Annotated in this window: 24 protein-coding genes; 11 read left to right on the forward strand and 13 right to left on the reverse strand. The window is 58.8% G+C overall.

What is annotated here, in order from left to right; translation table 11 throughout:
• Positions 1 to 46: 46 nt before the first annotated feature.
• Complete coding sequence (gene serA / locus A6D6_RS00655) at positions 47 to 1,276, reverse strand: phosphoglycerate dehydrogenase (protein ID WP_133491152.1); 1,230 nt, start codon at positions 1,274 to 1,276, stop codon at positions 47 to 49.
• A gap of 115 nt (positions 1,277 to 1,391) precedes the next feature.
• Here serA and A6D6_RS00660 point away from each other — a divergent pair, with 115 nt between their 5' ends.
• On the forward strand, positions 1,392 to 2,786 hold the full coding sequence (locus tag A6D6_RS00660) for a D-2-hydroxyglutarate dehydrogenase (RefSeq protein WP_133491151.1): 1,395 nt from the start codon (positions 1,392 to 1,394) through the stop codon (positions 2,784 to 2,786).
• A 36-nt stretch (positions 2,787 to 2,822) separates the two neighbouring features.
• Positions 2,823 to 3,494 (forward strand): fumarylacetoacetate hydrolase family protein, encoded by a 672-nt coding sequence (locus A6D6_RS00665; protein ID WP_159659645.1) that lies wholly within the window; start codon positions 2,823 to 2,825, stop codon positions 3,492 to 3,494.
• Positions 3,495 to 3,539: 45 nt separating this feature from the next.
• Here A6D6_RS00665 and rloA3 read toward each other — a convergent pair whose 3' ends face one another.
• The 6 genes from rloA3 to A6D6_RS00695 form a co-directional block, all read right to left on the reverse strand.
• Positions 3,540 to 4,106, reverse strand: a complete 567-nt coding sequence (gene rloA3 / locus A6D6_RS00670; protein WP_159659646.1) for a retropepsin-like aspartic peptidase RloA3 — start codon at positions 4,104 to 4,106, stop codon at positions 3,540 to 3,542.
• A gap of 68 nt (positions 4,107 to 4,174) precedes the next feature.
• Entirely contained in the window at positions 4,175 to 6,046 is a 1,872-nt protein-coding gene (locus A6D6_RS00675) for an MFS transporter (RefSeq protein WP_133491148.1), read from the reverse strand.
• The gene (locus A6D6_RS00680) at positions 6,047 to 6,655 is read right to left on the reverse strand and encodes a TetR/AcrR family transcriptional regulator (RefSeq protein ID WP_133491147.1); all 609 of its coding nucleotides are present in this window, start codon (positions 6,653 to 6,655) and stop codon (positions 6,047 to 6,049) included.
• An 85-nt stretch (positions 6,656 to 6,740) separates the two neighbouring features.
• Positions 6,741 to 7,361, reverse strand: coding sequence for an acyltransferase (locus tag A6D6_RS00685; protein WP_159659647.1), 621 nt, complete (start codon positions 7,359 to 7,361; stop codon positions 6,741 to 6,743).
• A gap of 67 nt (positions 7,362 to 7,428) precedes the next feature.
• Positions 7,429 to 8,154, reverse strand: coding sequence for a glutamine amidotransferase (locus tag A6D6_RS00690; RefSeq protein ID WP_159659648.1), 726 nt, complete (start codon positions 8,152 to 8,154; stop codon positions 7,429 to 7,431).
• A gap of 104 nt (positions 8,155 to 8,258) precedes the next feature.
• Entirely contained in the window at positions 8,259 to 8,825 is a 567-nt protein-coding gene (locus tag A6D6_RS00695) for a DNA-3-methyladenine glycosylase I (protein ID WP_159659649.1), read from the reverse strand.
• 199 nt (positions 8,826 to 9,024) lie between these two features.
• Between A6D6_RS00695 and glyQ the strand changes: the two genes are divergently transcribed.
• Positions 9,025 to 10,029 carry a glycine--tRNA ligase subunit alpha gene (gene glyQ, locus A6D6_RS00700; RefSeq protein WP_133491143.1) on the forward strand — a complete coding sequence of 335 codons (1,005 nt, stop codon included), beginning with the start codon at positions 9,025 to 9,027 and terminating at the stop codon, positions 10,027 to 10,029.
• A complete protein-coding gene (glyS, locus tag A6D6_RS00705) occupies positions 10,029 to 12,101 on the forward strand; it encodes a glycine--tRNA ligase subunit beta (protein WP_159659650.1) in 2,073 nt (690 codons plus the stop codon). The genes glyQ and glyS overlap by 1 nt, the downstream gene beginning before the upstream one ends.
• A 131-nt stretch (positions 12,102 to 12,232) precedes the next feature.
• Here the strand turns inward: glyS and A6D6_RS22195 are convergent, their stop codons facing one another.
• Positions 12,233 to 12,523 (reverse strand): P-loop NTPase family protein, encoded by a 291-nt coding sequence (locus A6D6_RS22195; RefSeq protein WP_159659651.1) that lies wholly within the window; start codon positions 12,521 to 12,523, stop codon positions 12,233 to 12,235.
• 59 nt (positions 12,524 to 12,582) lie between these two features.
• Here A6D6_RS22195 and gmhB point away from each other — a divergent pair, with 59 nt between their 5' ends.
• From gmhB to A6D6_RS00725, 3 genes are all read left to right on the forward strand, one after another.
• On the forward strand, positions 12,583 to 13,134 hold the full coding sequence (gene gmhB, locus A6D6_RS00715) for a D-glycero-beta-D-manno-heptose 1,7-bisphosphate 7-phosphatase (RefSeq protein ID WP_159659652.1): 552 nt from the start codon (positions 12,583 to 12,585) through the stop codon (positions 13,132 to 13,134).
• A complete protein-coding gene (locus A6D6_RS00720; protein ID WP_133491139.1) occupies positions 13,131 to 13,892 on the forward strand; it encodes a lysophospholipid acyltransferase family protein in 762 nt (253 codons plus the stop codon). The genes gmhB and A6D6_RS00720 overlap by 4 nt, the downstream gene beginning before the upstream one ends.
• Positions 13,893 to 13,959: 67 nt before the next feature.
• Positions 13,960 to 14,325 (forward strand): H-NS histone family protein, encoded by a 366-nt coding sequence (locus tag A6D6_RS00725; RefSeq protein ID WP_133491138.1) that lies wholly within the window; start codon positions 13,960 to 13,962, stop codon positions 14,323 to 14,325.
• A 99-nt stretch (positions 14,326 to 14,424) separates the two neighbouring features.
• Here A6D6_RS00725 and gyrB read toward each other — a convergent pair whose 3' ends face one another.
• The 4 genes from gyrB to dnaA are packed head-to-tail and all read right to left on the reverse strand — an operon-like array spanning position 14,425 to position 20,541.
• Positions 14,425 to 16,839, reverse strand: coding sequence for a DNA topoisomerase (ATP-hydrolyzing) subunit B (gyrB, locus tag A6D6_RS00730; RefSeq protein WP_133491137.1), 2,415 nt, complete (start codon positions 16,837 to 16,839; stop codon positions 14,425 to 14,427).
• A 9-nt stretch (positions 16,840 to 16,848) separates the two neighbouring features.
• Positions 16,849 to 17,952 carry a DNA replication/repair protein RecF gene (recF, locus tag A6D6_RS00735; RefSeq protein ID WP_159659653.1) on the reverse strand — a complete coding sequence of 368 codons (1,104 nt, stop codon included), beginning with the start codon at positions 17,950 to 17,952 and terminating at the stop codon, positions 16,849 to 16,851.
• A 52-nt stretch (positions 17,953 to 18,004) separates the two neighbouring features.
• The gene (dnaN, locus tag A6D6_RS00740; protein ID WP_159659654.1) at positions 18,005 to 19,105 is read right to left on the reverse strand and encodes a DNA polymerase III subunit beta; all 1,101 of its coding nucleotides are present in this window, start codon (positions 19,103 to 19,105) and stop codon (positions 18,005 to 18,007) included.
• Positions 19,106 to 19,143: 38 nt separating this feature from the next.
• A complete protein-coding gene (gene dnaA, locus A6D6_RS00745; protein WP_159659655.1) occupies positions 19,144 to 20,541 on the reverse strand; it encodes a chromosomal replication initiator protein DnaA in 1,398 nt (465 codons plus the stop codon).
• Positions 20,542 to 20,993: 452 nt separating this feature from the next.
• Here dnaA and rpmH point away from each other — a divergent pair, with 452 nt between their 5' ends.
• The 4 genes from rpmH to mnmE are packed head-to-tail and all read left to right on the forward strand — an operon-like array spanning position 20,994 to position 24,773.
• Positions 20,994 to 21,128: a 50S ribosomal protein L34 gene (gene rpmH, locus A6D6_RS00750; protein ID WP_022997393.1), complete on the forward strand. Its 135-nt coding sequence runs from the start codon at positions 20,994 to 20,996 to the stop codon at positions 21,126 to 21,128.
• A 46-nt stretch (positions 21,129 to 21,174) separates the two neighbouring features.
• Positions 21,175 to 21,567, forward strand: coding sequence for a ribonuclease P protein component (gene rnpA / locus A6D6_RS00755; protein WP_159659656.1), 393 nt, complete (start codon positions 21,175 to 21,177; stop codon positions 21,565 to 21,567).
• 40 nt (positions 21,568 to 21,607) lie between these two features.
• Positions 21,608 to 23,341: a membrane protein insertase YidC gene (gene yidC / locus A6D6_RS00760; protein ID WP_159659657.1), complete on the forward strand. Its 1,734-nt coding sequence runs from the start codon at positions 21,608 to 21,610 to the stop codon at positions 23,339 to 23,341.
• 55 nt (positions 23,342 to 23,396) lie between these two features.
• Positions 23,397 to 24,773: a tRNA uridine-5-carboxymethylaminomethyl(34) synthesis GTPase MnmE gene (gene mnmE / locus A6D6_RS00765; RefSeq protein WP_159659658.1), complete on the forward strand. Its 1,377-nt coding sequence runs from the start codon at positions 23,397 to 23,399 to the stop codon at positions 24,771 to 24,773.
• Positions 24,774 to 24,779: 6 nt separating this feature from the next.
• On the opposite strand, the gene A6D6_RS00770 is transcribed toward mnmE, so the two are convergent.
• On the reverse strand, positions 24,780 to 26,033 hold the full coding sequence (locus A6D6_RS00770) for a DUF2254 domain-containing protein (RefSeq protein WP_159659659.1): 1,254 nt from the start codon (positions 26,031 to 26,033) through the stop codon (positions 24,780 to 24,782).
• Positions 26,034 to 26,149 lie beyond the last annotated feature (116 nt).

Raw genomic sequence — 26,149 nt, forward strand, 5'->3', positions numbered from 1 at the left:
TGAAAAGCCAGAGAGCCCGTCACCCACGGCGACGGGCCCGATCGGTTTAGAACAGCACCCGGGTGCGGATGGTGCCCTCGATGGTCCGGAGCTTCTCCAGGGCCAACTGACTGTAGCCCTTGTTCACGTCAATCACGACGTACCCGATATCCTCGTTGGTCTGCAGATACTGACCACAGATGTTGATATCGTTCTCGGAGAAAACGGTATTGATCTGGCTGAGAATGCCCGGGATGTTCTGGTGGATATGCAGCAAACGGTGCATGTCCGGATGGGACGGCAGCGCCACCTCGGGGAAGTTCACCGCACTCAGGGTAGAACCGTTGTCGGAGTAGCGGATCAGCTTCTCGGACACCTCGGTGCCAATGTTTTCCTGGGCTTCGTGGGTGGAACCACCGATGTGCGGCGTGAGAATGACGTTATCGAACTCCCGCAGCGGGCTGATGAACTCATCATCGTTGCCCTTCGGCTCCTCGGGGAACACGTCGATGGCCGCGCCCAGCAGATGACCGTCCTTGACGGCGGCGGTCAGCGCTTCAATGTCCACGACCTTGCCGCGAGCATAGTTGATCAGATAGCTCTTCGGCTTCATCGCCCGGATCTGCTCTTCCTTGATCATCCAGCGGGTAGCCGGGGTGTCCGGTACGTGCAGGCTGGTCACGTCACACATGCCCAGCAGGTCGTGGAGGCTCTGCACCTGGGTGGCGTTACCCAGCGGCAGCTTTGGCACCACATCGTAGAAGTAGACTTTCATGCCCATGGACTCGGCCAGCACCGACACCTGGGCACCGATGTTGCCGTAGCCGACGATCCCGAGCTTCTTACCGCGGATCTCATAGCTGTCCTTGGCGGATTTCAGCCAGCCACCACGGTGAGCCTCCGCGTTCTTCTCCGGAATGCCCCGCATCAGGCTGATGGTGTGCGCGATCACCAACTCCGCCACCGAGCGGGTATTGGAGTAGGGCGCGTTGAACACCGGAATGCCGCGTTTCAGCGCCGCCTTGAGATCCACCTGGTTGGTGCCGATACAGAAACAGCCCACGCCGATCAGCTTCTCCGCCGCCGCGAACACCTCTTCGGTGAGCTGGGTGCGGGAGCGGATACCCACGAAATGGGCGTCCTTGATGGCGTCGGTCAGGTCGCTGCCGGTCAGGGCCTTGGGCAGTAGCTCCACGTTGTGGTAGCCGTTCGCCTTCAGATTATCCACCGCGTTCTGGTGGATGCCCTCGAGCAGGAGGATACGGATCTTGTCCTTCTCAAGAGAGGTATGGGCCATGGGTGGTCTCTATAGCGGGCTAAATGGGCGCGTATGGTATCATAGCGCGCCCCGGATGAGAGCCACCCGGACCGGTTGCCTTTTTCAAGTTGAGTTGAGGACTGTTGGAGTCGCCATGACCGCTTTAGCCCATGCCGCCCTGGAACAATTGACCGAACTGCTCGGTGCCCGCTGCCTGACCGATCAGGACAGCGCTCAGCGCTACGGGGTGGACTGGACCAAGGTGTGGGCCCCGGCCCCCACCGCCGTGCTGCTGCCGGAAACCATTGATGAAGTGCAGCAGATCGTCGAAATCGCCAATGAGCATGGCCTGCATCTGGTGCCCTCCGGCGGCCGTACCGGGCTCTCCGCCGGCGCCGTGGCGGCCTTTGGCGAGCTGGTGGTGGCCTTCGACCGGATGAACAAAATTCTGGACTTCAACGCCTACGATCGCTCCGTCACGGTCCAGCCCGGCGTGATCACCCAACAGCTGCAGGAATACGCCGAACAGCAGGGGCTGTTCTATCCGGTGGATTTCGCCTCCGCCGGCTCCAGCCAGATCGGCGGCAACATCAATACCAATGCCGGCGGTATCAAGGTGATCCGCTACGGCATGACCCGGGACTGGATCGCCGGCCTGAAAGTGGTCACCGGCAAGGGCGAACTGCTGGAGCTCAACAAAGGCCTGATCAAGAACGCCACGGGCTATGACTTCCGCCATCTGTTCATCGGGTCGGAAGGCACCCTGGGTTTCGTGGTGGAAGCCACCGTCAAGCTCGCCCGGCAACCCAGGAATCTGACCGCCCTGGTGCTGGGCGTACCCGGCTTCCAGGAAGTGATGAAGGTGTTGCACGCCTTCCAGTCGGAACTGGACCTGACCGCCTTCGAGTTCTTCTCCGACAAGGCCATGGCCCACGTGCTGGCGCACGGTGTCTCTCGTCCCTTCGATACCGATTGTCCGTTTTATTGCCTGTTGGAATTCGAACAGGTGTCCGAACAAAGCGCCGATCAGGCGATGGCGGTGTTCGAGCATTGCGTGGAGCAAGGTTGGGTGCTGGACGGCGTGATGAGCCAATCGCTACAGCAGCTGGAGCAATTGTGGCAGTTGCGCGAGCGAATTTCCGAGTCGATCGCGCCGCACACGCCGTACAAGAACGACATCTCGGTGACCATCGACAAGGTGCCGGATTTCGTCGAGGCGGTGGACAAAGTGGTCCAGGATGCCTATCCGGATTTCGAGATCGTCTGGTTCGGTCATATCGGCGACGGCAACATGCACCTGAACATCCTGAAACCGGAAGCATTGCCGAAGGAGGAGTTCTTCGAGAAGTGCAACAATGTTTCCAAGTGGGTGTTTGAAATCGTGGAACACTACAACGGCTCGATTTCCGCGGAACACGGTGTCGGCATGACCAAGAAGCCCTACCTGGGCTACTCCCGAAGCCCCGAGGAAATCGCGTATATGAAAGCGGTGAAGCAGGTCTTCGATCCAAACAACGTGATGAACCCGGGCAAGCTGTTCGACCTCTAAGCGGTCGATCATCAGCCCTTTTTCAGGATTATCGTGATGACGCCAAACTATCTTCACCGCTGGATCGATGGCTCGACCATGGACATGCCGGTGGGCAAAGTGGTGTGCGTGGGCCGTAACTACGCCGAACACGCCCGCGAACTGGGTAACGAGGTGCCGGAGCAACCCCTGCTGTTCATGAAACCCGCCTCAGCCCTGTGCAGCCTGCATGAGCCGGTGATACTGCCCAAAGGGCAGGGGGAGGTCCATCATGAAGTGGAAATGGTGGTCATGGTTGGCAAGACCCTCAGCGGCGAAACCGACCCCGAACGGGTCCGCTACGCCATTGCCGCCTACGGCGTGGGTCTTGATCTGACCTTGCGGGATTTGCAAAACACGCTAAAAGCGAAAGGACATCCCTGGGAACGCGCCAAGGCCTTCGACGGCGCCGCTCCGGTATCCGGCTTCGTCGACGCCCGTGGCATTTCCGTGCGCCAGAACCTGGAGGTGTCGCTGGAAATCAACGGCGAGACCCGTCAGCACGGCCACACCGGGCAAATGCTGTTTCCCACCTTTGAGCTGATCGCCCATATCAGTCAGACCTTCCGCCTGGATCCCGGCGATCTGATCTTCACCGGCACTCCCAGCGGCGTTGCGGCGCTGAATACCGGCGACACGCTGACCGCCCGTCTGGGCAACATTATTCAGGTGTTTTCGGAAGTCGCCTGACCCGCGAAAGCGGACCGGCGCCACTGGCGCCGGCCAGATGGATCACTAGTCGCCGATGTCCTCGTCGTCCTTCTGATCCTTGTTATGCTTCACTTCGGACTGATCGTCACAGGTGGGCGGGTTCTGGAAGGTACTGGTGACATCCAGCAGCCCCAGATGCTGAATGGTGCGACGTCCAAGCAGCACCGGATACAACATCTCGCTACGGTCACGAAGACTGAACTGCTCCTCGTAGACGGTATCGTCCATGCAGATTTTCATCAGAACCACCGGCCGTTCATCCCGGCCTCCGGCGCCACGCACGGTCAGATCCCGGAACAGTGGCTTCTCATAACGGCGCTCCACCTCTTTGCCGCTGTTGGCGTCTTCCACATCCACGGTGAATCGGACCCAGTCGTCACCATCCTTGGTGAAGGTTTCAATGTCGGTGGCCTGCATGGAGGACGTCAAAGCACCACTGTCCAGTTTGGCTTTCATCTCAACGTCCCAGGATTCGATGGTGGTTTTTTCCACCCACCCGAACACCTTTTTCCCGTCCTGGTCCGCTTGTGCCGTGACGGTGGAAACCAAGGCCGCCACCAGGATCAGGGCAGCGCTGGAAATTCGTCTCATTGATCGGCTCCTTTTGGATCTCCATGGCAATGTCCGGAAATAGACCCGCGTCGGGTGACTTCGTTCCCTCACGGCCGCTCTCGCAACGCCAACACCGCGCTTCGCATGGTTCGCGCATCAACCGCCTCGGGTGCCACCGGTTCACCGACAGTGAGTTTGACCCGTGACCAGAAGCGCCGCGGCATGCGGGTAAGGGCAGCGCCCCCTTTATGACTGAAGAAGCTGCCCCACAAGCCGGATAATGCCATGGGCACCACCGGTACCGGGGTTTCCTTAACGATTTTTTCCATTCCGCTTTTGAATTCGCCCACTTCGCCGTCAGGTGTCAAACGGCCCTCCGGGAAAATACACACCACCTGACCGTCCGCCAATTCCTCGCGTACCCGACGGAAGGCCTGTTGATAAATATCCGGGTGTTTTTCCTTGGAGGCAATCGGAATGGTCTTGCCGGTACGGAAAATGTAATTCAGGACCGGCATGTCATAGATGGGTTTCGCCATCACGAAACGAATCGGACGGCGTACCGCACCGGCCAGCAGCAACGCATCGGTATAACTGATGTGATTGCACACCAGCAAACAAGGCCCTTCCTCCGGAATGTTTTCCAGACCTTTATGCTTCACTCGATAGATGGTGTTGGTCAGCATCCATACCAGAAGACGAATCATGAATTCTGGCACCACCGTATAGATGTACAACGCCACCACCACGTTGGCTAACGCCAGCGCCAGGAAAAACTGCGGAACGGTAAGATCCAGGAGGCCGACAAAAACAATCCCCGCCACCGCCGACGCCACCATGAGCAAGGCATTCAGGATGTTATTGGCGGCGATGATGCGGGCCAGATGTTTCGGATTGGAGCGGTGCTGGACAAACGCGAACAGCGGCACGATATAGAAACCACCAAAGATACCGACACCAAGTAAATCGGCCATGATGCGATAGCCACCGGGCTGCTGCAGAAACTCCGATATCGACAGCTGACCGCTCAAATTCAACGACGCATAAGAGAAAAACAAATCGATACCGAACACGCTGATACCAATGGAACCCAACGGAACCAGCCCCAGCTCCACCCGCTTTCCGGATGCCTTTTCACAAAAAAAGGAGCCCAGGCCAATGCCGATGGAAAAGGTGGCCAGCAACAACGCGTACAGCCCCTCGGTACCCATCAGATAGTCATCCACATACACCTTCAACTGCGTGGTGTAAGCGGCGCCGAGGAACCAGAACCAGGAAATACCCAGCACCGACATCCATACCGATTTCACCTCGCGGGCGTAACCGACGATGTGCCAGGTTTCCTTCCACAAATTCCAATTCAGGCGCAAGCCCGGATCCGCCGCCGGAGCTTTGGGAATACCCAGGGAGCAAACAAACCCCAACACCGCCAGCCCAATCACCGCGGTACTGATTACCAGTGGCGTATTGCCACCCATTTTCAGCATCACCCCGGAAACCGAGCCCAACAGAATCGCCAGAAAGGTGCCCATTTCCACCAGGGCGTTACCTCTCACCAGCTCTTCATTGGGCAGATGCTGGGGAATGATGGAGTACTTGATCGGCCCGAAGAAAGTGGATTGCAATCCCATGAAGAACAGCACTGTCAACAGCCCGTAAACCGCGTCGAAATAAAACCCCAGCGCGGCGCAACTCATGATCACGATCTCCGCGAACTTGATCCAGCGGATCAGACTGGCGCGATCAAATTTGTCGGCGATTTGTCCGGCAAGCGCGGAAAACAAAAAGAAGGGGACGATGAACAACGCCAGAGCCACGTTATTCAGAGTATTGACTTCGGTTCCCACCACCACACCGGAGGCGATCAGGAGAATCAATCCCTGGCGAAACACATTGTCGTTGAAGGCGCCAAGAAACTGGGTGCCGAAAAATGGACCGAACCGCCGCTTGAACAACAAGGAAAACACACTCTTTCCCATTTATTTTTCTCCTTCCCTGGCGCATGACGACAGATAATGATCGAGTAGGGACTCCAGCATCATCTCCGGTGCGATATCGCCAGCCACATTCAGTTTATTTTCCACGTGCAGCAGACAGATGCCGTGCACACTGCCCCACAACGTCCTTGCCATCACCTGCCTTTGCTTCTCATCCGCCGCTGGCACGCCCCGTTTCAGCTGCACCTCCACTTGCTCGAACATGTGCCGGGTACGATCAATATACCAGTCCGGCACCGGAGCCTGGTTCGCCATCCGGTGGCTGAACACCAACTGCCAGAGGGCCGTATGCTGTTGAGCCAGACGCAGGTACTCAAACGCCATGGCTTTCAAAACCGCCACCGGATCATCATGGTGGGTTGCCTGATCGATGCGGGCATTCAGCGCATCCAATGTCTGTGCGTTCAAGTGCAGAATCAGATCATCCAGATTAACGAACAGGTGATAAAGCATCCCCGGGGTATAACCCAGTTTTCCGGCGATCTGACGAACGCTGAAATTATCCACCCCCTCCCGTTCCACCAGATCCGCCAAAGCCTGGATGGCCATGGCCCGGAGTTCTTCCTTGCTGTGCTGGTTACGCCTCGCCATTTTCCCTCCCTAAACACCGTTCAATCGGCCTAGCATGCAACACAAATAAACAGTGTTCAATAGCAGGGCATGGCGACCGCGTGCTTTATTCTTCCGGCGGCGCCCCCGGCCGGCGGCCTATGGGGCGCGCCGGATTGCCCGCCACCACGCACCAGGGGGGCACGTCCCGGGTTACCACCGCCCCCATCGCCACCACCGCGTGGTCCCCCACCGTGACGCCGTCGACGATGCCGCAACGGGCACCCAGCCAGACATCCTGGCCAATACGAATGCCCCGGGACGTCACCGGTTGCTCGCGAACCAGGGCGGCGGCCTCCCTGCCATGATTGAAGGCATAAAGCGCAGCATAGGCAGCAATGCGGGTGTGGTCGCCGATCTCGATACCGGCGGCCCCGCCTTCCAGAGTGGCGTGATGGTTGATGCTGACGTGGGCCCCGAGCCGGATCGGGCCATGCAGCACAGCGTCGGCGGCGATATGGCTGTGATCGCCAACCTGAATATCGCGGCCCGGCTCGGCGAACAGGCGCGCCTGCGGTGCGACAAAACAGTACTCACCGAAATGCACCGTTTCGAGGCGCTCCAGCTCCTTTTGCACCGCTGTCTGCCAGGGTTCCGCCCAGACCCGGTGCCGCTGCTTGAGCCGGGGATACAGCCAGGGCATATACGCCAGGCGCAGTTTGTGTTGTTCGCGGTAGGAGTCGCTCATGGCCTTGGTGAAGAAATGGCGAATACGGCATCCTACACCAAGCGCCGCCCGCCTACCGCCTGAGCGCCTAAGCAGCGCAGAGGTCTTGTACCAGTTGTCCGAAGCGACTCAGCACCTCATTGGCACCGGGGCACTCGCGGACTTCGGCCATGACGTCCGCGGCACGCTGGCCACTGATACTCCGTCCACGCAAGGTTTGCAGATAGGCCCGGGTGATATCCGCGCTGAACTCCGGGTGAAACTGACACCCCCACACCCGTTGCCGGTAGCGAAACGCCTGGCAGGCGTCGTGGCCGTTGCTGGCCAACACCGTCACCTCCGGCGGCGCCACCAGCACCGACTGCTGGTGCACCATCTGCCCCCAGGGCTGCTGGCAAAGTCCGGCGAACAGAGGATCCCGGGCCGCGTCCGGGGCCATTCTGAGCGCCACCGTGCCAACCTCCATGCCCTGCGGGTGGTCTCCCACTTCACCGCCAAGCAGTTTCGCCAGCAGTTGATGACCGAAGCAGATTCCCAATACCGGCGGCGCCGCTGGATGGGTGATGGCGTCATCGAGCCAGTCGGTCAATCGCACCATCCAGGGTGCCCGTTCGGTCACCATGGCATGGGAGCCGGTAATGATCACCGCCGCGATACCGTCCGCCGCCGGCAATGGCACCGGCTCACGCACATCACAGACCTGTATGGCGCAGCGATCACCAAGCCCCCGGGCGATCCAGTCCTCGAAGTCCCCGTAATGCCCGATCAGTTCGGGGTAGGTACTGCCGGCCTTTATTATCAACACCGGTTTCATGGGAGCCTCCTTCACCAGTCCCTGGGTTGCGTTCCCCAGTGCCTCAGCAAAGCCCATACCAGCTCTGGCGCCGTCGTTGTAAAAGTTTTCAATCCGGCCGGTTTTTACCCATCGGACAGCTGCCGATGGCGCGGACAACTGATCAGATGGTCGTTCACCAGGCCCGCGGCCTGCATAAAGGCATACATGATGGTGGGGCCGACGAAACGAAAGCCTTTCTTCTTCAATTCCCGGCTCATGGCTTCGGCGGTGGGGGTGACCGCCGGCACTTCTGACAACGACCGATAGTGGTTTATCCGGGGCGCGCCATCGACGAAGCCCCACAGCAGGGCATCCAGAGTCTGGCCTGCCTCACGCAGGTCCAGATAGGCCTGTGCGTTCCCCACCGCCGCTTTCATTTTCAACCGGTTGCGGATCAGCCCCGCATCCTGCAGCAGTTGCTCCCGCTTGCGCTCGCCATAGCGGGCGATCTTTTCCGGGTCAAAGCCATCCAGGGCCCGCCGGTAGTTTTCGCGTTTGCGCAATACCGTGATCCAGCTGAGGCCGGCCTGCGCCCCTTCCAGAAGCAGAAATTCAAACAATCGGCGATCATCGTGTTCCGGTACCCCCCACTCCTGATCGTGGTAGGCCACGTACAGGGGGTCGGTACCGCACCAGGGGCATCGTTCCATGGGCGATCTCGGTGAAGGAATGTCGGGTTCCGGGCCACGGTATCACCGGCCCCTGGGGAACGCTATACTTGCGGTCTTCGTTTCACGAGCCCGTCTCTCTCCCTCCCGAACACGGGGCCAGCGCCACCGTGGAGGGCATGGCATCGCCGCCAGGAGCGCGGGCTCGCACCGGTGCACCAGAGGATTAACAGGAAGCGACATGGCGGATCAACCGCAAGCGGACGTGATGACCTTTCAGGGCCTGATTCTGGCCCTGCAACAGTATTGGGCCGAGCAGGGCTGCGTGGTCGTGCAGCCCTTGGACATGGAAGTGGGCGCGGGGACTTTCCACCCCTCCACCTTCCTGCGCGCCATTGGCCCGGAAAACTGGAACAGCGCCTATGTGCAGCCGTCCCGGCGGCCCACCGACGGCCGTTATGGGGAAAACCCCAATCGACTGCAGCACTATTACCAGTTCCAGGTGGTCCTCAAACCGTCCCCGGACAACATTCAGGAATTGTACCTGGGCTCCCTGCGCCTGCTCGGCTTCGATCCGCTGGTGCACGATATCCGCTTCGTCGAGGACAACTGGGAATCCCCCACGCTGGGCGCCTGGGGGTTGGGCTGGGAAGTGTGGCTCAATGGCATGGAAGTGACCCAGTTCACCTACTTCCAGCAGGTCGGCGGTATCGACTGCTACCCGGTCACCGGTGAGATCACCTATGGTCTGGAGCGTCTGGCCATGTACATTCAGGGCGTGGATTCGGTCTACGACCTGGTCTGGTCCGATGGCCCCTTCGGCAAGGTCAGCTACGGCGATGTCTATCTGCAAAACGAAGTGGAGATGTCCACCTTCAACTTCGAGCACGCCAACGTCGAGGCACTGTTCAAGCAGTTCGACCTGTTTGAATCCGAATCCACCAAACTGATCGCGGCGGGCCTGCCGCTGCCTGCTTATGAATACGCCCTGAAAGCTTCTCACACCTTTAACTTGCTGGATGCGCGCAAGGCTATCTCGGTGACCGAACGTCAGCGCTTCATTCTGCGTGTGCGCACCCTGGCCCGGGCCGTGGCCCAGGCCTACTTCGATGCCCGCCGCAAACTGGGCTTCCCCATGGCCGATCCGGCCATCCGTGAGGAAGTGGAAGCGGAGCTGGCAAAGCAGGACGAGAAGGCGGCAAAAAAAGCGTCCGCCGAGAAAGGCGATAAGAAGGGGAAGAAATAATGTCCCGGGATTTACTGATCGAGCTGGGCACCGAGGAATTGCCCCCGAAGGCGTTGCCAACTCTCAGCGCGGCGCTCACCGAGGAGTTCGTGCGACAACTGGACGAGGCCGGACTGCAACACGGCGAGGTGAAAAGCTTCGCCGCGCCACGCCGGCTGGCGGTGCTGGTCCGTGACCTGGACGAAAAACAGGCCGACCGTGATATCGAGCGTCAGGGCCCGGCGGTACAGGCGGCGTTCGATGCCGAAGGCAATCCGACCAAGGCCGCCCAGGGCTTCGCCGCTTCCCTGGGGCTGACCGTGGACCAGTTGGACCGCCAGGACACCGGCAAAGGGGAACGCCTGATTGCCCGTATCACCGAAGAGGGCAAGGCCACCACCGAGCTGGTTCCGGCATTCTTCGCCCAGGCGATCCAGAAGCTGCCGATCCCCAAGCGCATGCGCTGGGGCAGCCGCAAGGTGCAGTTCGTGCGCCCGGCACATTGGCTGGTGGCATTGTTCGGCGACGAGGTCGTACCGTTCGAACTGCTGGATCTGCAATCCGGCCGCACCAGCTATGGCCACCGCTTCCACGCGCCGGGAGCCATTGAGCTGAGCCAGGCCGGTGACTACGCCGAGCGCCTGGAAAATGAAGGGCATGTGATCGCCGATTTCGACCGCCGCAAGGCGATGATCGAAGAGCAGACGATTGCCGCGGGCAAACAGGCCGGCGGTACCGCGCGGATCAACCCGGAGCTGCTCGACGAGGTCACCGCCCTGGTGGAATGGCCGGTGGCACTGACCGGCGGCTTCGACGAGGATTTCCTGCGCGTGCCCCAGGAAGCGCTGATCAGCGCCATGGAAGAGCACCAGAAATATTTTTCCGTGCTCGACGCCGATGGCAAGCTGATGCCGAAATTCATCACCATCAGCAATATCCAGTCCAAGGATCCCCAGCAGGTGATCGCGGGTAACGAGAAGGTGATCCGCCCCCGCCTGGCCGACGCCGCCTTCTTCTATGACAACGACTGCAAGAAGACCCTGGCGCAACACGCCGAGGGCCTGGCTCAGGTGGTGTTTCAGCAGCAGCTGGGCACCGTGGCCGATAAATGCCAGCGCATCGGGGCCCTGGCGGCTGTGATCGCCGAACAAATCGGCGGTGATAGTGCACATGCCAAGCTGGCGGGTGAACTCAGCAAGGCCGATCTCAACAGCGAGATGGTGTACGAGTTCGACACCATGCAGGGCATCATGGGTTACTATCTGGCCCAACGCGAAGGCCAGCCCGAGGACGTGGCCGAAGCGCTGTACGAGCAATACCTGCCCCGTTTCGCCGGCGACAAACTGCCACAAAGCAAAACCGGCATGGCGGTCTCCCTGGCCGACAAGATCGACACTCTGGTGGGGATCTTCGGTATCGGTCAGAAGCCCAGCGGCACCAAGGACCCCTATGCCCTGCGGCGGGCGACGCTCGGCGTACTGCGCATCATCATCGAAAACCAGCTGGAACTGGATCTGCGCGACCTTCTGGATCAGGCCGCCACCCAGCTTGGTGATCGTATCGACGCCGCTCAGGTTGATGAAGCCTTCGACTTCATCAAGGGCCGTTACCGGGCCATGTACCAGGAACAGGGTATCGCCACGCCGGTGATCCTGTCGGTGCTGGCCATCGAGGACGCCTGCCGCAAGCCGCTGGATTTTGATCGCCGGGTGAAAGCCGTGGCCGCGTTCCAGCAGCGGGAGGAAGCCCAGGCTCTGGCCGCGGCCAACAAGCGGGTCTCCAATATTCTGGCCAAGCTGGAACAAGCCCCGCCGGAAGAAATCGATGGCGCCCTGTTGGAAGACGAAGCGGAACAGGAACTCACCAATCTGGTGGTGGCCGCCTACGAACAGTCCGAGCCGCTGCTGGAGCGGGGCGACTACCAGGCGGTGCTGGAACTGTTGGCGGAGCTGCGTGCCCCGGTGGATGCCTTCTTCGAAAGCGTGATGGTGATGGCCGAGGACCCGGCGGTTCGTGACAACCGCCTGGCCCTGCTGAGTTTCCTGCGCGATCTGTTCCTTAACGTGGCCGATATCAGCCTGTTGCAGGAGTAGGCGCGGCGTTGCCCGGACAGGCGCTGGCGAGATCCACGTTCGCGCGGATCTCGTCCGCCTTCTTCTCCGCCACCAGGCACCGGTCCACATGAGGTGATTGCGAAACAGGTGGGGCGGGGTCGCCATGATAATCACCAAACGACAGCAAAGCGCTCGCCCGCTGACATATTCAACACCGTGGTTTTGCCCACTCCATTGGGACCAGTCAGACTGGTCAACGCCCCCCAATTAAGACCACTGACCGCTTTTACACCACCAAAGGCCATGCTCAGCCCCCGCACCTGCGGACCATGACGGGGACGCGCATCCAGAACGGGTTCGGCGTCCTCACCGAAGGGCAGGTTGGTAGCGCTGTCCTTGACTCGGCGGCCCATCCACGCCGTCAGCCAGCCCATCAAACCAAAGAGTAATCCGCCTTTCACATACCTTGCCGCTGCGCCGGGAGCTTTCTACACTGGGGCCCTTTTACGGGCAGGCCTCAATGACCAACAAGCTGATCATTCTCGACCGGGACGGTGTCATCAACGAAGACTCCGATGCCTACATCAAATCTCCCGGGGAATGGAGTCCGATCGCCGGCAGCGCCGAGGCCATTGCCCGTCTGAATCGGGCCGGTTATCGGGTGGTGGTCGCCACCAACCAGTCCGGTGTTGCTCGAGGCTATTACGATCTGACCACCCTGCAGGCGATTCACCAACGCATGGCGGCTCACCTGGCCAGCGTCGGCGCCCATCTGGATGGCATCTATTTCTGCCCCCATGGCCCAGACGATGGCTGCGATTGCCGTAAGCCTCTCCCCGGCCTGATCGATCAAATTGTTGCCGATTATGGCGATGTGGCCTCCGTACCCCTGGTCGGTGATAGCCTTAGGGACCTGCAGGCCGGAGTAACCCGAGGCTGCCGGCCGGTCCTGGTACTCACCGGGAAAGGGCTGCGCACTCAGGCAAAGGGCCTGCCCCCCGAGCTGGGCACGGTGGAGATCCACGACTCTCTGGCCCGCTTCGTCGACCATTTTCTCAAGGACTCCGAATGAGCGGATTTCCGCGTGAAGTCCGGGTAACCTGGAATATCCGGATACGCAGCTTGTTGTTTTTCCTGCTCTATAACCTCGCGGGTATTGTCCACAGCCTTGTCTGTGTATTGATTGGCCCGTTTCTGTCGTTCCAAAAACGTCACACCCTGGTCAACCTCTGGACCCGATTCGCCATGTGGCTGTTACAGAGACTCAACGGCGTGCGCTTCAGGGTGGAAGGGAAGGAACATCTGCAAGGCCAGGCCGCGGTGATTATCAGCAACCACCAGAGCAGTTGGGAAACCTTTTACCTACAGCTATTAGTGGGCCCCCAGGCCACGGTTCTGAAACGAGAACTGTTATGGCTTCCCTTTTTCGGCTGGGCTCTGGCATTACTAAAACCCATCAAAATAGATCGTGGAAAAGGCAGGGCGGCTCTGAAAGCGGTTATTCAACAAGGGGAAGAGCGTCTGCGCTCCAACATACCGGTGGTTATTTATCCTGAAGGTTCACGACAGCCGCCGGGATACATCGGCCATTTCAATAGTGGCGGAGCTCTTCTGGCCAGCCGCTCAGGCTTCCCGGTAATCGCGGTGACCCATAATAGCGGTGACTGCTGGCCGGCTCGTTCCTGGCTGCGATTACCGGGCACTATTACGCTTCGTATAAGCCCTCCAATGGATACTCGTAATAAAGACGCTAAAACCGTTACCCGGGAGGTAAAAAACTGGATTGTGATGAATTACCCGGGTGAATTGAACAAAATGGATAACGATTAATTGCGTTTCATTTGCAGAGTATTTAAAGTCCTGGCTGAGCTGATTTAACCAAGAAGGAACGCCAAGAATGACTATTAATCTCGACGACCTTTCCGTAGCTGAATTGGAAAAGCTGATCAAGCAGGCGGAGAGAAAGCTGGAAAAGAAACGCCGTGACGCAGTGAAAAGCGCTCAGGCGGAAATCGAAAAGATCGCCAAGGATTTGGGCGTTTCCGTCGAAGATCTTCTCGACGAGAAAACCACCGGTCGCAAAAAAGCGGCTCGTAAGGTCACTCGCAAGAAGACGACGAAAGTGGCCGTTCGCAAACCGGCCAAGATCAAGTACCGTAATCCGGCGGACAGCTCTCAGACCTGGACCGGCCGCGGTAAGCGTCCTGTATGGCTGAGAGAAGCGTTGGAAAAAGGCGGCAAGCTGGAAGACTACGAGGTCTGATTTCCACCAGCAGGCTACCTTCTGACACAAAAAGGGCTCCCGATGGGAGCCCTTTTTGTTGGTGAGGCGAGAGCAGGGAGGTTCAGCCCCACCAGCCGGTCAGATATCCAGATTGGATACGTACAACGCGTTGGATTCGATGAACTGACGCCGGGGATCCACATCATCGCCCATCAGGGTTGTGAAGATCTGATCCGCCGCAATAGCGTCCTCCACGGTAACCTGCAGCATACGGCGGGATTCCGGATCCATGGTAGTTTCCCACAATTGATCCGCGTTCATTTCACCCAGGCCCTTATAACGCTGCACGTTAATACCGCGACGAGCTTGCTGCATCAGCCATAGCATGGCCTCAGCGAAATCCCGGATCGGGCGGCTTGCTTCACCTCTCACCACCTTCGCGTCCTCGGCCAGCAGGCCTTCCAGCGTTTCCCCCAGCCGCGCAATACTTTGATAGTCCGGAGACTCCAGGAAATCCAGAGTCACTTGATATTCGCGGACTATGCCGTGAGCGAGCACTCGCACACGTGGCAGATACAGACCTCGCTCCGTATCTTTTTCAGCGCTGATGGTGAATTTCTGAATATTGTTTCCGAGATTGGCCAGGCGCGCCTGCAATTTAGCGCACCAGTCCACCATGAAAGCCTCATCTTCCAGTTTGCTCTCATCGATACTGGGCAGATAAATCATCTCCTCCAGCACCTGTGCGGGGAAGACCCGGGACTGACGCTCCACAATCTTCATGACCTTCCGGTACTCACCAATCAGATTGGACAGAGGCTCGCCACTGATAGGCGGTGCCTCATTGCCGGGGTGAAGCGCGGCCTTATCCAGCGCCAGCGTGGTCAGATACTCATCCAGGGCAGGGTCATCCTTGATGTAGGTCTCCTGTTTGCCCTTCTTCACCTTATAAAGAGGGGGCTGAGCGATATAGATATGACCACGAACAATCAGCTCCGGCATCTGCCGGAAGAAGAATGTCAAAAGCAGAGTACGGATGTGAGAACCATCCACGTCCGCATCCGTCATGATAATAATGCGGTGATAGCGAAGTTTATCCGCGTCATACTCATCCCGGCCGATACCGCAACCTAAGGCCGTAATCAGAGTTGCTACCTCTTGGGAAGAAAGCATCTTGTCAAAGCGGGCTTTCTCCACGTTCAGAATCTTGCCCTTCAGCGGCAGGATAGCCTGATATTTTCGATCCCGGCCCTGTTTGGCGGAACCGCCCGCGGAATCACCCTCCACAATGTACAGCTCGGACAGGGCAGGGTCTTTTTCCTGGCAGTCCGCCAGTTTTCCAGGTAGCCCGGCAATATCGAGTGCCCCTTTACGACGCGTCATTTCCCTGGCCTTACGTGCCGCATCCCGGGCCCGGGCAGCATCAATAATCTTTTGAACGATGTTCTTTGACTCGACTGGATGCTCCAGCAAGAAGTCCTGAAAACGCTCCGTCATGGTCTGTTCGACGGCGCTTTTCACCTCCGAGGACACCAGTTTATCTTTGGTCTGGCTGGAGAACTTGGGATCCGGCACTTTCACGGAGATGATCGCGGTCAATCCTTCCCGAGCATCATCGCCAGACGGGTTGGCCTTTTCCCGCTTCAAAAATCCCTCTTTTTCCATGTAATTATTCAGAGTCCGGGTCAGAGCCGCCCGAAATCCGGCCAGGTGAGTACCTCCATCCCGCTGTGGAATGTTGTTGGTGTAGCAGAAAATATTCTCCTGATAGGAGTCATTCCACTGCATCGCCACTTCCACGCTGATACCGTCCTCACGATCCATCTGGAAGTGGAACACCTGATTCAGCGCGTTCTTGTTCTGGTTCAGATAGGTAACAAAGGCGCTCAAACCACCTTCATACTCAAACACATCCTCATCCCCACTGCGCTCATCCACGAGATGAATGCGCACGCCGGAATTCAGGAAACTCAGCTCCCTCAGACGTTTGGCCAGGATATCGTAGTGGAATTGGATGTTGTTAAACGTCTCCGGGGAGGGGCGGAAACGAATAGCAGTACCGCTGCTTTCCGTACTTCCCACCACCTCCAGCGGTTTCTCAGGTACACCGTCATGATAAACCTGCTCGTGAACCTTACCGTGACGGCGAATGGTCAGCTTGAGCGTTTCGGAGAGGGCGTTAACCACGGAAACCCCCACACCGTGCAGACCACCGGAAACTTTGTAGGAGTTATCATCAAATTTCCCGCCAGCATGCAGCACAGTCATAATCACCTGAGCCGCGCTGACACCTTCTTCCGGGTGCAGATCCACCGGAATACCACGCCCGTTATCTGTAACGGAAACGGATTCATCGGGATGAATCGTGACTTTGATCTCGCTACAGTAGCCGGCCAGGGCTTCATCGATGGAGTTATCCACGACTTCGAAGACCATATGATGCAAGCCGGTGCCGTCATCCGTATCGCCAATATACATGCCGGGCCGCTTGCGAACGGCATCCAGGCCCTTAAGAACCTTGATGCTGGATGAATCGTAGCTGTTTTCCGCCATTTTCTTCCCTTACGAGTCGTTCGATATCCGCTGAATCCGTCCATGTTCCACGTGGAACATTCGGGCGGCAGCACCGCTGTTTTCAACGGTGGCCCGGCCCAGATGGTCCGCATCCACCGCAGTGATCAATGTCTGGTGGTTTCCCATAGTCAAAAAGCGCAACAGGGTATCCCGGTGGGTTTGATCCAGCTCAGAGCCGAGATCATCCACAAGGAGCGTACAAACCTTGTTCGCTTCAGAGATCATGGGGAGCTGAGAGAGCACCAGGGCATAAGACAATATCTTTGCCTGCCCGCGGGAAACGCGATCCCGGGCCACCACACCATCTTTCGTAATTCTGACATCCGCCCGATGAAAGCCGACGTGGGTAAAACCTCTACGCCGGTCTTCTTCCTCGGTTCGAATCAGCGCCTGAAGATAATCTTCTCCAGGACGCAGACCGTTGTGTAGCTCCAGATTGACCTTCAAATCAGGAGACAGCATTTCCAGAATTTTCCGCCACTCCGACTTCAGGCGGGCCAGATACGGTCTGCGCAACCCTTCAATAGTAGCAGAACTGGACGCCAGTTTCTGGTCCCAATAACGCAGCTCCCTCTGAGACGCATGCCCCGACCTAAGCAAGGCATTGCGTTGTTTGAGCACCCCATTTGCCTCCTTCCAAGCAGCCAGAAAAGAATGTTCCACGTGGAACATTCCCCAATCCAGGAAACGCCGACGAATGGAAGAAGCGCCAAATATCAATTCAACTGACTGAGGGTGCAAGGCGAGGACAGGGAGAAGGGTGGCCACATCACTCAATGCCGAAGGGGTCTGCCCATTGAGCTTTAACGATTCGATACCCGACAAGGCCCTACGGACCCCAAGCCTGTCCTGTTTGCCGGTTGGCTGATCCACCACCGCAAACAAGGTCGCCGCGGCCGCACCATCACGCACCAGGCGGGACAATCGCCCTCCACGAAACGACCGACCGCCACTGCCAATAAAATAAATAGCTTCCAGCAAGCTGGTCTTGCCGCTGCCGTTGGCGCCAAAGATCAGATTCAGCCCGGGCGAGGGCAAAAAGTCCGCCTGGTGGTAGTTACGAAAGTCAGAGAGACGGAGTTCGGTGAGCATAAGGAGGGAGGAGGGTAAGGGCCTCGCGGTACGAGGCCCTGGCACCGAAACGTCAGAGACGCATCGGCATGACGACATACACCGCGGCTTTATCTTCTGAGTCGGTGATCAGGGCACTGCTGTTACTGTCCCCCAATTCCAAATCCACCTGCGGGCCATTAAGTGTGGTCAACACATCCAGCAGATAGCTGACGTTGAAACCAATCTCCAGAGGAGAACCGTTGAAGTCAACGGACACTTCCTCCTCCGCCTCCTCCTGCTCGGGGTTATTCGCCACGACTCTCAAGCTGCCTTCGGACAGCTGCACCCGCACTCCACGATATTTCTCATTGGAGAGAATCGCCACACGGGCCAAGGCCTGCCGCAACGTTTCCCGATCGGCAAGAATCCGACGCTGACCGTCTTTCGGAATAACTCGCTCGTATTCCGGGAATTTACCGTCCACCAGCTTGGAGGTGAAGGTAATGGCACCCGCCACGATACGAACATGGTTACGCCCGAGGGTCAGGCGAACCATTTCACCGGCGTCCGCCAGGATGCGGGACAGCTCCATCACCCCTTTGCGCGGCAAAATCACCGAAGCTTCCTGATCCGGACCTTCCAGTTCCGCATCGCACAAAGCCAGACGATGGCCATCAGTGGCCACCGCCCGCAATGCTCCGGGGCGCAACTCAAACAGCATGCCGTTCAGGTAATAACGCACGTCCTGCTGAGCCATGGAAAAGGCGGTGCGGTCAATCAACCCCCGCAACACCCCCGGAGCGATATCGAATCCGGACGCGGCCTTGTCTTCTTCCTGGCTGGGGAACTCGGAAGCAGGCAAAGTGGACAGAGAAAACCGGCTACGGCCCGATTTCACCAGCATCCGTTCGCCATCCACCTCAAAACGGATCTCCGCTTCCGCCGGCAAGCTTTTGACAATGTCAACCAACTTGCGAGCCGGGACCGTCGTCTCACCGCTCTGGTTTTCCCCCTCCAGCGGCAAACGAGCCACCAGCTCCAATTCCAGATCGGTACCCGTCAGTGACAGCCAGCCATCACTGGCCTCCACCAGCACATTGGACAGCACCGGCAGCGTCTGTCGCTTCTCCACTACCGCCGCTACCTGCTGCAACGGCTTGAGCACCTGTTCACGGTTGATCGAAAATTTCATGTCCCTTTCCCGTCATCGATGAGCCGACCCCAGCGCCGTCAAGACGTGAGAGTTCTCAGCAAATTTTGGTAATCTTCCTCAATTTCGGGACTGGTTTCCCGAAGTTCACTCACTTTCCGACAGGCGTGAAGCACCGTGGTATGGTCACGCCCGCCAAAACTGGACCCAATCTCCGGCAGACTGTGGCTGGTCAGCTCCTTCGACAATGCCATCGCGATCTGCCTTGGCCGCGCCACCGATCGAGTGCGGCGTGGCGAATGCAAATCCGGAATCTTGATCTTGTAGTACTCCGCCACCGTGCGCTGAATGTTATCGATGCTGATCTGACGCGCCTGCAATGCAATCAGATCCTTCAACGCTTCCTTGATCAAACCGATATCAATCTGCGCCCCGGTAAACCGCACATGGGCAATAACCCGGCGCAGCGCGCCTTCCAGTTCCCGTACATTGGAACGAATGCGTTGAGCAATAAAGAAGGCCGCGTCGTTAGGTAACTCAATGCGGGCCTCTTCCGCCTTCTTTTTCAGGATCGCCACCCGGGTTTCCAGCTCCGGCGGCTCCAGGGGTTGCGACAACCCCCAACCAAAACGGCTCTTGAGGCGCTCTTCCAGGCCATCCACTTCCTTGGGGAATTTATCGCAAGTCAGGATGATCTGCTGCCCATTCTCCAACAGAGCATTGAAGGTATGGAAGAACTCTTCCTGGGATTGCTCCTTTCCAGCAAAAAACTGTATATCATCAATCAGGAGTGCATCCACGGATCGGTAGAACCGCTTGAATTCATTGATGGTTTTATTCCGCAACGCCGAAATCATATCCGCGACAAAGCGCTCGGAGTGCAGGTAAACCACCTTGGCGTTGGGGTTTCGCCGCAGCAATTCGTTGCCCACCGCGTGCATCAAATGTGTCTTCCCCAACCCCACGCCACCATAAAGCAGCAATGGGTTGTAGCCGTGACTGGCCGGATTCTCCGCCACCTGTTGGGCCGCGGCACAGGCCATGCGGTTGGACTTGCCCTCAACAAAGGTCGGGAAAGTGAACCCGGTATTCAGATTACTGCGATGCTTGGCCGCCAGTCCCACATCGGAAGGGGGCGCCGGCGGGGGGGACGGACGTGTTTCCGCCGTCGGCGTTGCCGCCGGGCGTGGCTCCGGCGCCGGACGTTTGGGAATGATCTCGGTCACCCGGGAGCTGCCCACCTCCAGGCGTAACTGGGGCAGGGGGCCCTGCTCCATCTCCCCCATAACCTCGCCGATACGCTCCATATACTTGTCGCGCACCCAATCCACCACGAAACGATTAGGCGCGAACAATGTCATCTCCGCACCATCGGCGGATACCGACACCTGCAAAGGGCGAATCCACATATTGAACTGCTGTGACGGCAACTCGTCCTCAAGTCGCGTCAAACAGCGATTCCAAAGCGTTTTGGACACATCCCCGCCTTGCCAGAAACCGTGAATTTGAACGGGCCATTCTATACCTCTGGGCCTGTAACTATCCACAGCTCGGAACGTCTTTTTTTTTCGGCCCCCGTCTGTGGATAACTATGTCCGCAAGCCTGTTGGCAGGGGGCCGTATAAGTATGGGGATAAACGGGTGAACCCATTTCTCCCACAGTTCCGGACAGCTTGTCCCAGCTTAGTCACCAGGAGTTACACACAGTTATACGCCGGTTACTCACATCGCAACGCACTGATCTACTTACACTTTCCAGGCTTATCCCCAGAATTGGCTTTACCTATAAAAACAACTATCACTAAATAAGAAAATAAATATTTAAAGATATTGATAAGCAAAACCCTCCGTTTGGCAAAGCGCTTGACAGCACCGCACGCCAGGGCTAATATCCGCGCCCTCTTAAGACTTCCACAGCGGGGATGCCGCCATGAAACGCACATTCCAGCCGAGCAATCTGAAGCGTAAGCGTAACCACGGCTTCCGCGCTCGCATGGCTACCAAAAACGGACGTAAGGTACTGGCCGCTCGTCGCGCCAAAGGCCGCAAGCGGTTGGCTGTATAAGCCAATCGCTGTTTCTTCTGGTGGCATCACCGGGGTAACAGACACGGTGAGCCCATCAGTACCCCCTTCCCAGAACACGCCCCCCCGATTCGGGTTCTCCCGCGGTTTGCGTCTGCTTGATGGCAAATCCTTCCAAGCCGTGTTCGACCAGCCGGACTGGCGCCTTGGTCAGCAATGTTTTCTGTTACTGGCCCGAGAAACCGAGCAGCCTTTCCCTCGTCTGGGTCTGGTTATCGCCAAACGACGTATTCGGCATGCCGTTGACCGTGGTGCGGTGAAACGCCGGATCCGGGAACAGTTCCGTTTACGCCAGCATGAATTGGCCGGGCTCGATATCGTGGTGTTAATGCGCGGCCCCCTGCCGGCCGAAAAGGAAAACTGGACCCCTTTGCTGGCGCGGCTGTTCGACAAGCTGCTTGCCAAGCGTAGGCAAGACTGAGAAACTGCCCCCCGCTTTTCCGCCAGCCGAATACAAAGCTATGGATATCCCCCGAGCCCTTGTCATTACGGGCATTGCCGTTGTCTCCTACCTGATGATTCAGGCCTGGCAGGGAGACTACGCTGCCCCGGACACCGTCGAGCCGCAAATCAGCGAGCAAGTGACGGGCAATAACGCCGACACCACGGACAATAATGACCTCGTGCCCGATCCGCAGGAGCATGCCGATCCCACGGCTGTCTCCATTCCCGGCGGAGAAGTCAGCGACAGCGTTCAAGACAACCCCAAAACGCAGAGTGGCGGCGCCATTCGTGTCGCCACCGATGTGCTGAACCTGGAAATCGATCCCCGTGGTGGCGACATCGTACGCTTGAGCCTGCCGGCTTATCCGCGTCACGCCGACACTCCGGACCAGCCCTTCGTGCTGCTGGAAAACACCTCTTCCCGCACCTATGTGGCTCAGACGGGTCTGATCGGCACCAACGGCACCGATTCCGCTTCCGGTCGTCCGGTATGGAGCAGCGCCGAGCAGAGCTACCAGATGGGCGATGCCCAAGAACTGAACGTGGATCTGACGCTGACCCAGGACAGCGGCGCCAAGATCACCAAGCGCTACACGTTTGAGCGTGGCAGCTATCTGGTGCGGGTGACCCATATCGTCGAGAACAACAGTGGCGAGACCTGGAGCGGCCAGCTCTACGGCCAGATCAAGCGTGATGGCGGCGATGATCCGGGCTTGTCCAAGCAGGGGTTCGCGCCGATGCCCACTTATCTGGGCGCCGCTTACTGGTCCAGCGAAAAGCCGTACAACAAGCTGAAATTCGGCGATATGGAAGAATCCTCCCTGCGTACCACGCAGGAAGGCGGCTGGATCGCCATGGTTCAGCACTATTTCCTGTCCGCCTGGATCCCTGATCCGCAATTGCAGCAGACCTATTCCACCGTGTATCAGAAGAACCGTGACCAGTATCTGTTGCGGTTCGTCTCCCAGGGACAGCAGGTGGCTCCCGGCGAAACCGGACAGATGTACGCCGAGTTCTATGCCGGCCCGAAAATCCAGGATCACCTGGAGGCGATCAGCCCTGGCCTGAATATGACCGTGGACTACGGTTGGTTGTGGTTCCTGTCCCAGCCGATCTTTGCTCTGCTGGTGTTCCTGCAAAGCGGTAAGCTTTCCATCTTCGGCCTGAATATGGATTTGGGTGTCGGTGTGGGGAACTGGGGTGTCGCCATCATCCTGCTGACCTTTATCATCAAGGCCCTGTTCTTCAAGCTCAGCGCCGCCAGCTACCGTTCCATGGCCAAGATGCGGAAAGTAGCGCCGGAGATGCAGCGCATCCGGGAAGAACACAAGAGCGACAAGCAGAAACAGCAAATGGAGACCATGAAGCTGTTCCAGCGGGAGAAGATCAATCCGCTTGGCGGCTGCTTGCCGATCCTGGTGCAAATGCCGGTGTTCATCGCTCTCTACTATGTGCTGCTGGAATCCGTGGAGCTGCGCCAGGCGCCGTTCTTCCTGTGGATCCAGGATTTGTCGGTGATGGACCCGTACTTCGTCTTGCCGATTCTGATGGGCGCCTCCATGTTCCTTCAGACCCGCCTGAATCCGACTCCGGCGGATCCCACCCAGGCCCAGGTGATGAAATGGATGCCGGTCATTTTCTCGGTCTTCATGCTGTGGTTCCCGGCCGGTCTGGTACTCTACTGGTTGACCAACAACCTGCTGTCCATCGGCCAGCAATACATCATTACCCGCCGCATCGAACGGGAATGATGGAAAAAGGGGGCCGTTGGCCCCCTTTCTGATTCCGGTTCCGGGTAAGCACGCCATGTCCGCCACTGATTCCGATACCATCGTCGCCATCGCCACCGCTCCCGGCCGTGGCGGTGTCGGCGTGGTGCGACTTTCCGGTGATCGCGCGCTGGACATCGCCGCCGGCGTGGTCGGCGACCAGCCACTACAGCCGCGTCAGGCCCATTTTCGCCGTTTTCGCGATGAACAGGGCGACGTCATTGATGAGGGGCTGGTGTTATCGTTCCCCGGCCCCGGCTCTTTTACTGGCGAGGATGTGGTGGAGTTCCAGGGCCACGGAGGCCCGGTGGTGCTGGACATGCTGGTGCGCGCCTGCCTGTACCACGGGGCCCGTCAGGCGCGGCCCGGTGAGTTCTCCCAGCGGGCGTTTCTCAACGACAAACTGGATCTGGCCCAGGCCGAGGCCATCGCCGATCTCGTCGATGCCGGCACCCAGGCGTCAGCCCGCGCCGCTCTGCGCTCCCTGCAGGGGGCGTTTTCCGAGGAAGTAAATCGGTTGGTGGAGCAGTTGATCCAACTGCGTATCTATGTGGAAGCCGCCATCGATTTTCCCGAGGAGGAGATCGACTTTCTCTCCGATGGGAGAGTGGCCTCCGATTTGGCGGCGTTGTTGGCGCAAGTGAACCGGGTGCTCGCCACCGCCCGCCAGGGACGCCTGGTCCGTGAAGGGCTGACTCTGGTTATCGCCGGGCGGCCCAATGCCGGCAAGTCCTCCCTGATGAACCGCCTGGCCGGTTTCGACGCCGCCATTGTTACCGAAGTGCCCGGCACCACTCGGGACGTGCTGCGTGAATCGATCCAGATCGACGGCCTGCCTCTGAACATCATCGACACCGCCGGCTTGCGTGAAAGCCCGGACCGGGTAGAGCAGGAAGGGATTCGCCGGGCCTACGAGGAGATGCGCAAGGCGGACCGGCTGCTGGTAGTGGTGGATTCTCAAACCGGACCCGAAGCGCTGAAGGATCCGGGGCAGCTGTTACCGGACAGCCAGAAGCAGCTGGAAAATCTGGAACTGCCGGTGACCGTCGTACTCAACAAGGCCGATCTCAGCGGTATGAAGCCCGGCCCCCTGGCGGGCAACCCGGACACCTTTGTGATTTCCGCCGCCTCGGGAGAGGGGCTGGATGCGTTGCGCGATCATCTGAAAGCCGTGGCCGGCTACCAGAGTACCGACGAAAGTCCGTTTTCCGCCCGCCGCCGCCACATCACCGCCCTGGAGCAGGCCCTGGCCGCGCTCGATAAAGGTCAGCGCCAGCTGGGCGATCACGCCGCCGGCGAACTGCTTGCCGAGGACTTGCGCGCCGCGCAGAAGGCCCTTGAAGACATCACCGGGGTGTTCACCGCCGACGATCTTCTGGGGCGGATTTTCTCGTCTTTCTGCATCGGCAAATAACCGGGCTCAATCCTGCTCCAGCCAGCGCGCCAGCGTGCGTAATTCCTCCCTGTCCCGCTCCAATGTCAGCGCCTGTTCCGCTCGCGCCAGCGCCAACCCGGCATGAAGCCGGGCGCTGGCGCGAAAGGCGCCGCCGTGGGAGGCCAATGCCATGAAGGCTTTTTGCAGACGAATCTGCACTTCCAGCAGGGCCGCGCCGTCCCGGGCGATGGGGTTGAACAGGTCGTCGAAAAATTCCCGTTCGTTGAGCAAGGGAACCCGGATCCGGGGCCAGCGCACGGTCTCGTCCGCTTCGTTGCGCTGGGTATGCCAGTGATGCAGAACCCGCACCGCCCGTCCGATCACATCGATGGCGGTGCCGGGGTCGTTAACCGCCGGGGACAACGCCCGCGACGCTATTTCGGAGAGCACCACCAGACCGAAACGTGGATCCTGATCGAAGGAGCGCTCGTCATCCACGGTGAAATGGTCGCGCACTGAAGAGGCGTCATCGCCGGTGGCGCCGATCAGCCAGGCAATAGGCCGGGCCGGATGCACAAAACGGCCGGGAAGGGCGGTCAGGTAAATCTCGGCGTTGTTCTGTTCCGCCCATTGAGCGAGTGCCTCCACATCCACATGTTGGATGTAGCCCACCAAGGTTGGGTAAACGGGAAGCGCCTGGTCCGGGATCGACTGTTCCGGGGACCAGGGCTTACCGCCCAGAGCCGGGTTGGTGGCGCGTTGAACAATGGCCGCGCGAGTGGCTTGTTCAACGCGGTCGGTGGTTTCCCCGACCCGGCCGAGGCGCGACAGATGTTCAATCCAGCGCAAAATAGTCACGACGATGATAACGATGACCACCAGGGTGACCAGAAACAGAATCACCCGACCGCCCTCGCCGTAGGCACCGGTGCTGAGCGCCACCAGTCCGACCAGGCTGAACAGGAAGGAACCAATAAAGGTGGCCAGCACGTTCTGAGTAGTGGTGTCCTGCATCAGCAACCGGGTGGCCCGGGGTGTCACGTTGGTGGTGGCGGCGCCGTAGGCGCTGACCATGACACTGAGAGAGAAGGTGGTGACCGCCAGCATGCTGGAGGCCAGCACATTGAGAATGGTGTCCACGGACTTGGCACCGACGCTCACCGGCAGGTTCGTGGGCAGCCAGCGCTGGCCGATAATGGCGAGCAAGGACGTCGCCACGGCGAGAATGGCGAATGCGGTGGCCCGAACCCAGAGGGCGCGGGAGAACTGGACCAGCAGCCACTGCCATTTTGAAAACATCCTTGCACTCCTTGCCCCGGCGATGGCTCCAGAATACCTCAGAGACGTGGGGGAATGGGGTCGTTATTGGTATCCGGTCGGCGCTATGATCGGATCTTTCGTTTGCACGGGAGAAC

Origin of the sequence: Alcanivorax xiamenensis, assembly GCF_009846745.1 — a bacterium.
Classification (GTDB): Bacteria; Pseudomonadota; Gammaproteobacteria; order Pseudomonadales; family Alcanivoracaceae; genus Alloalcanivorax; species Alloalcanivorax xiamenensis.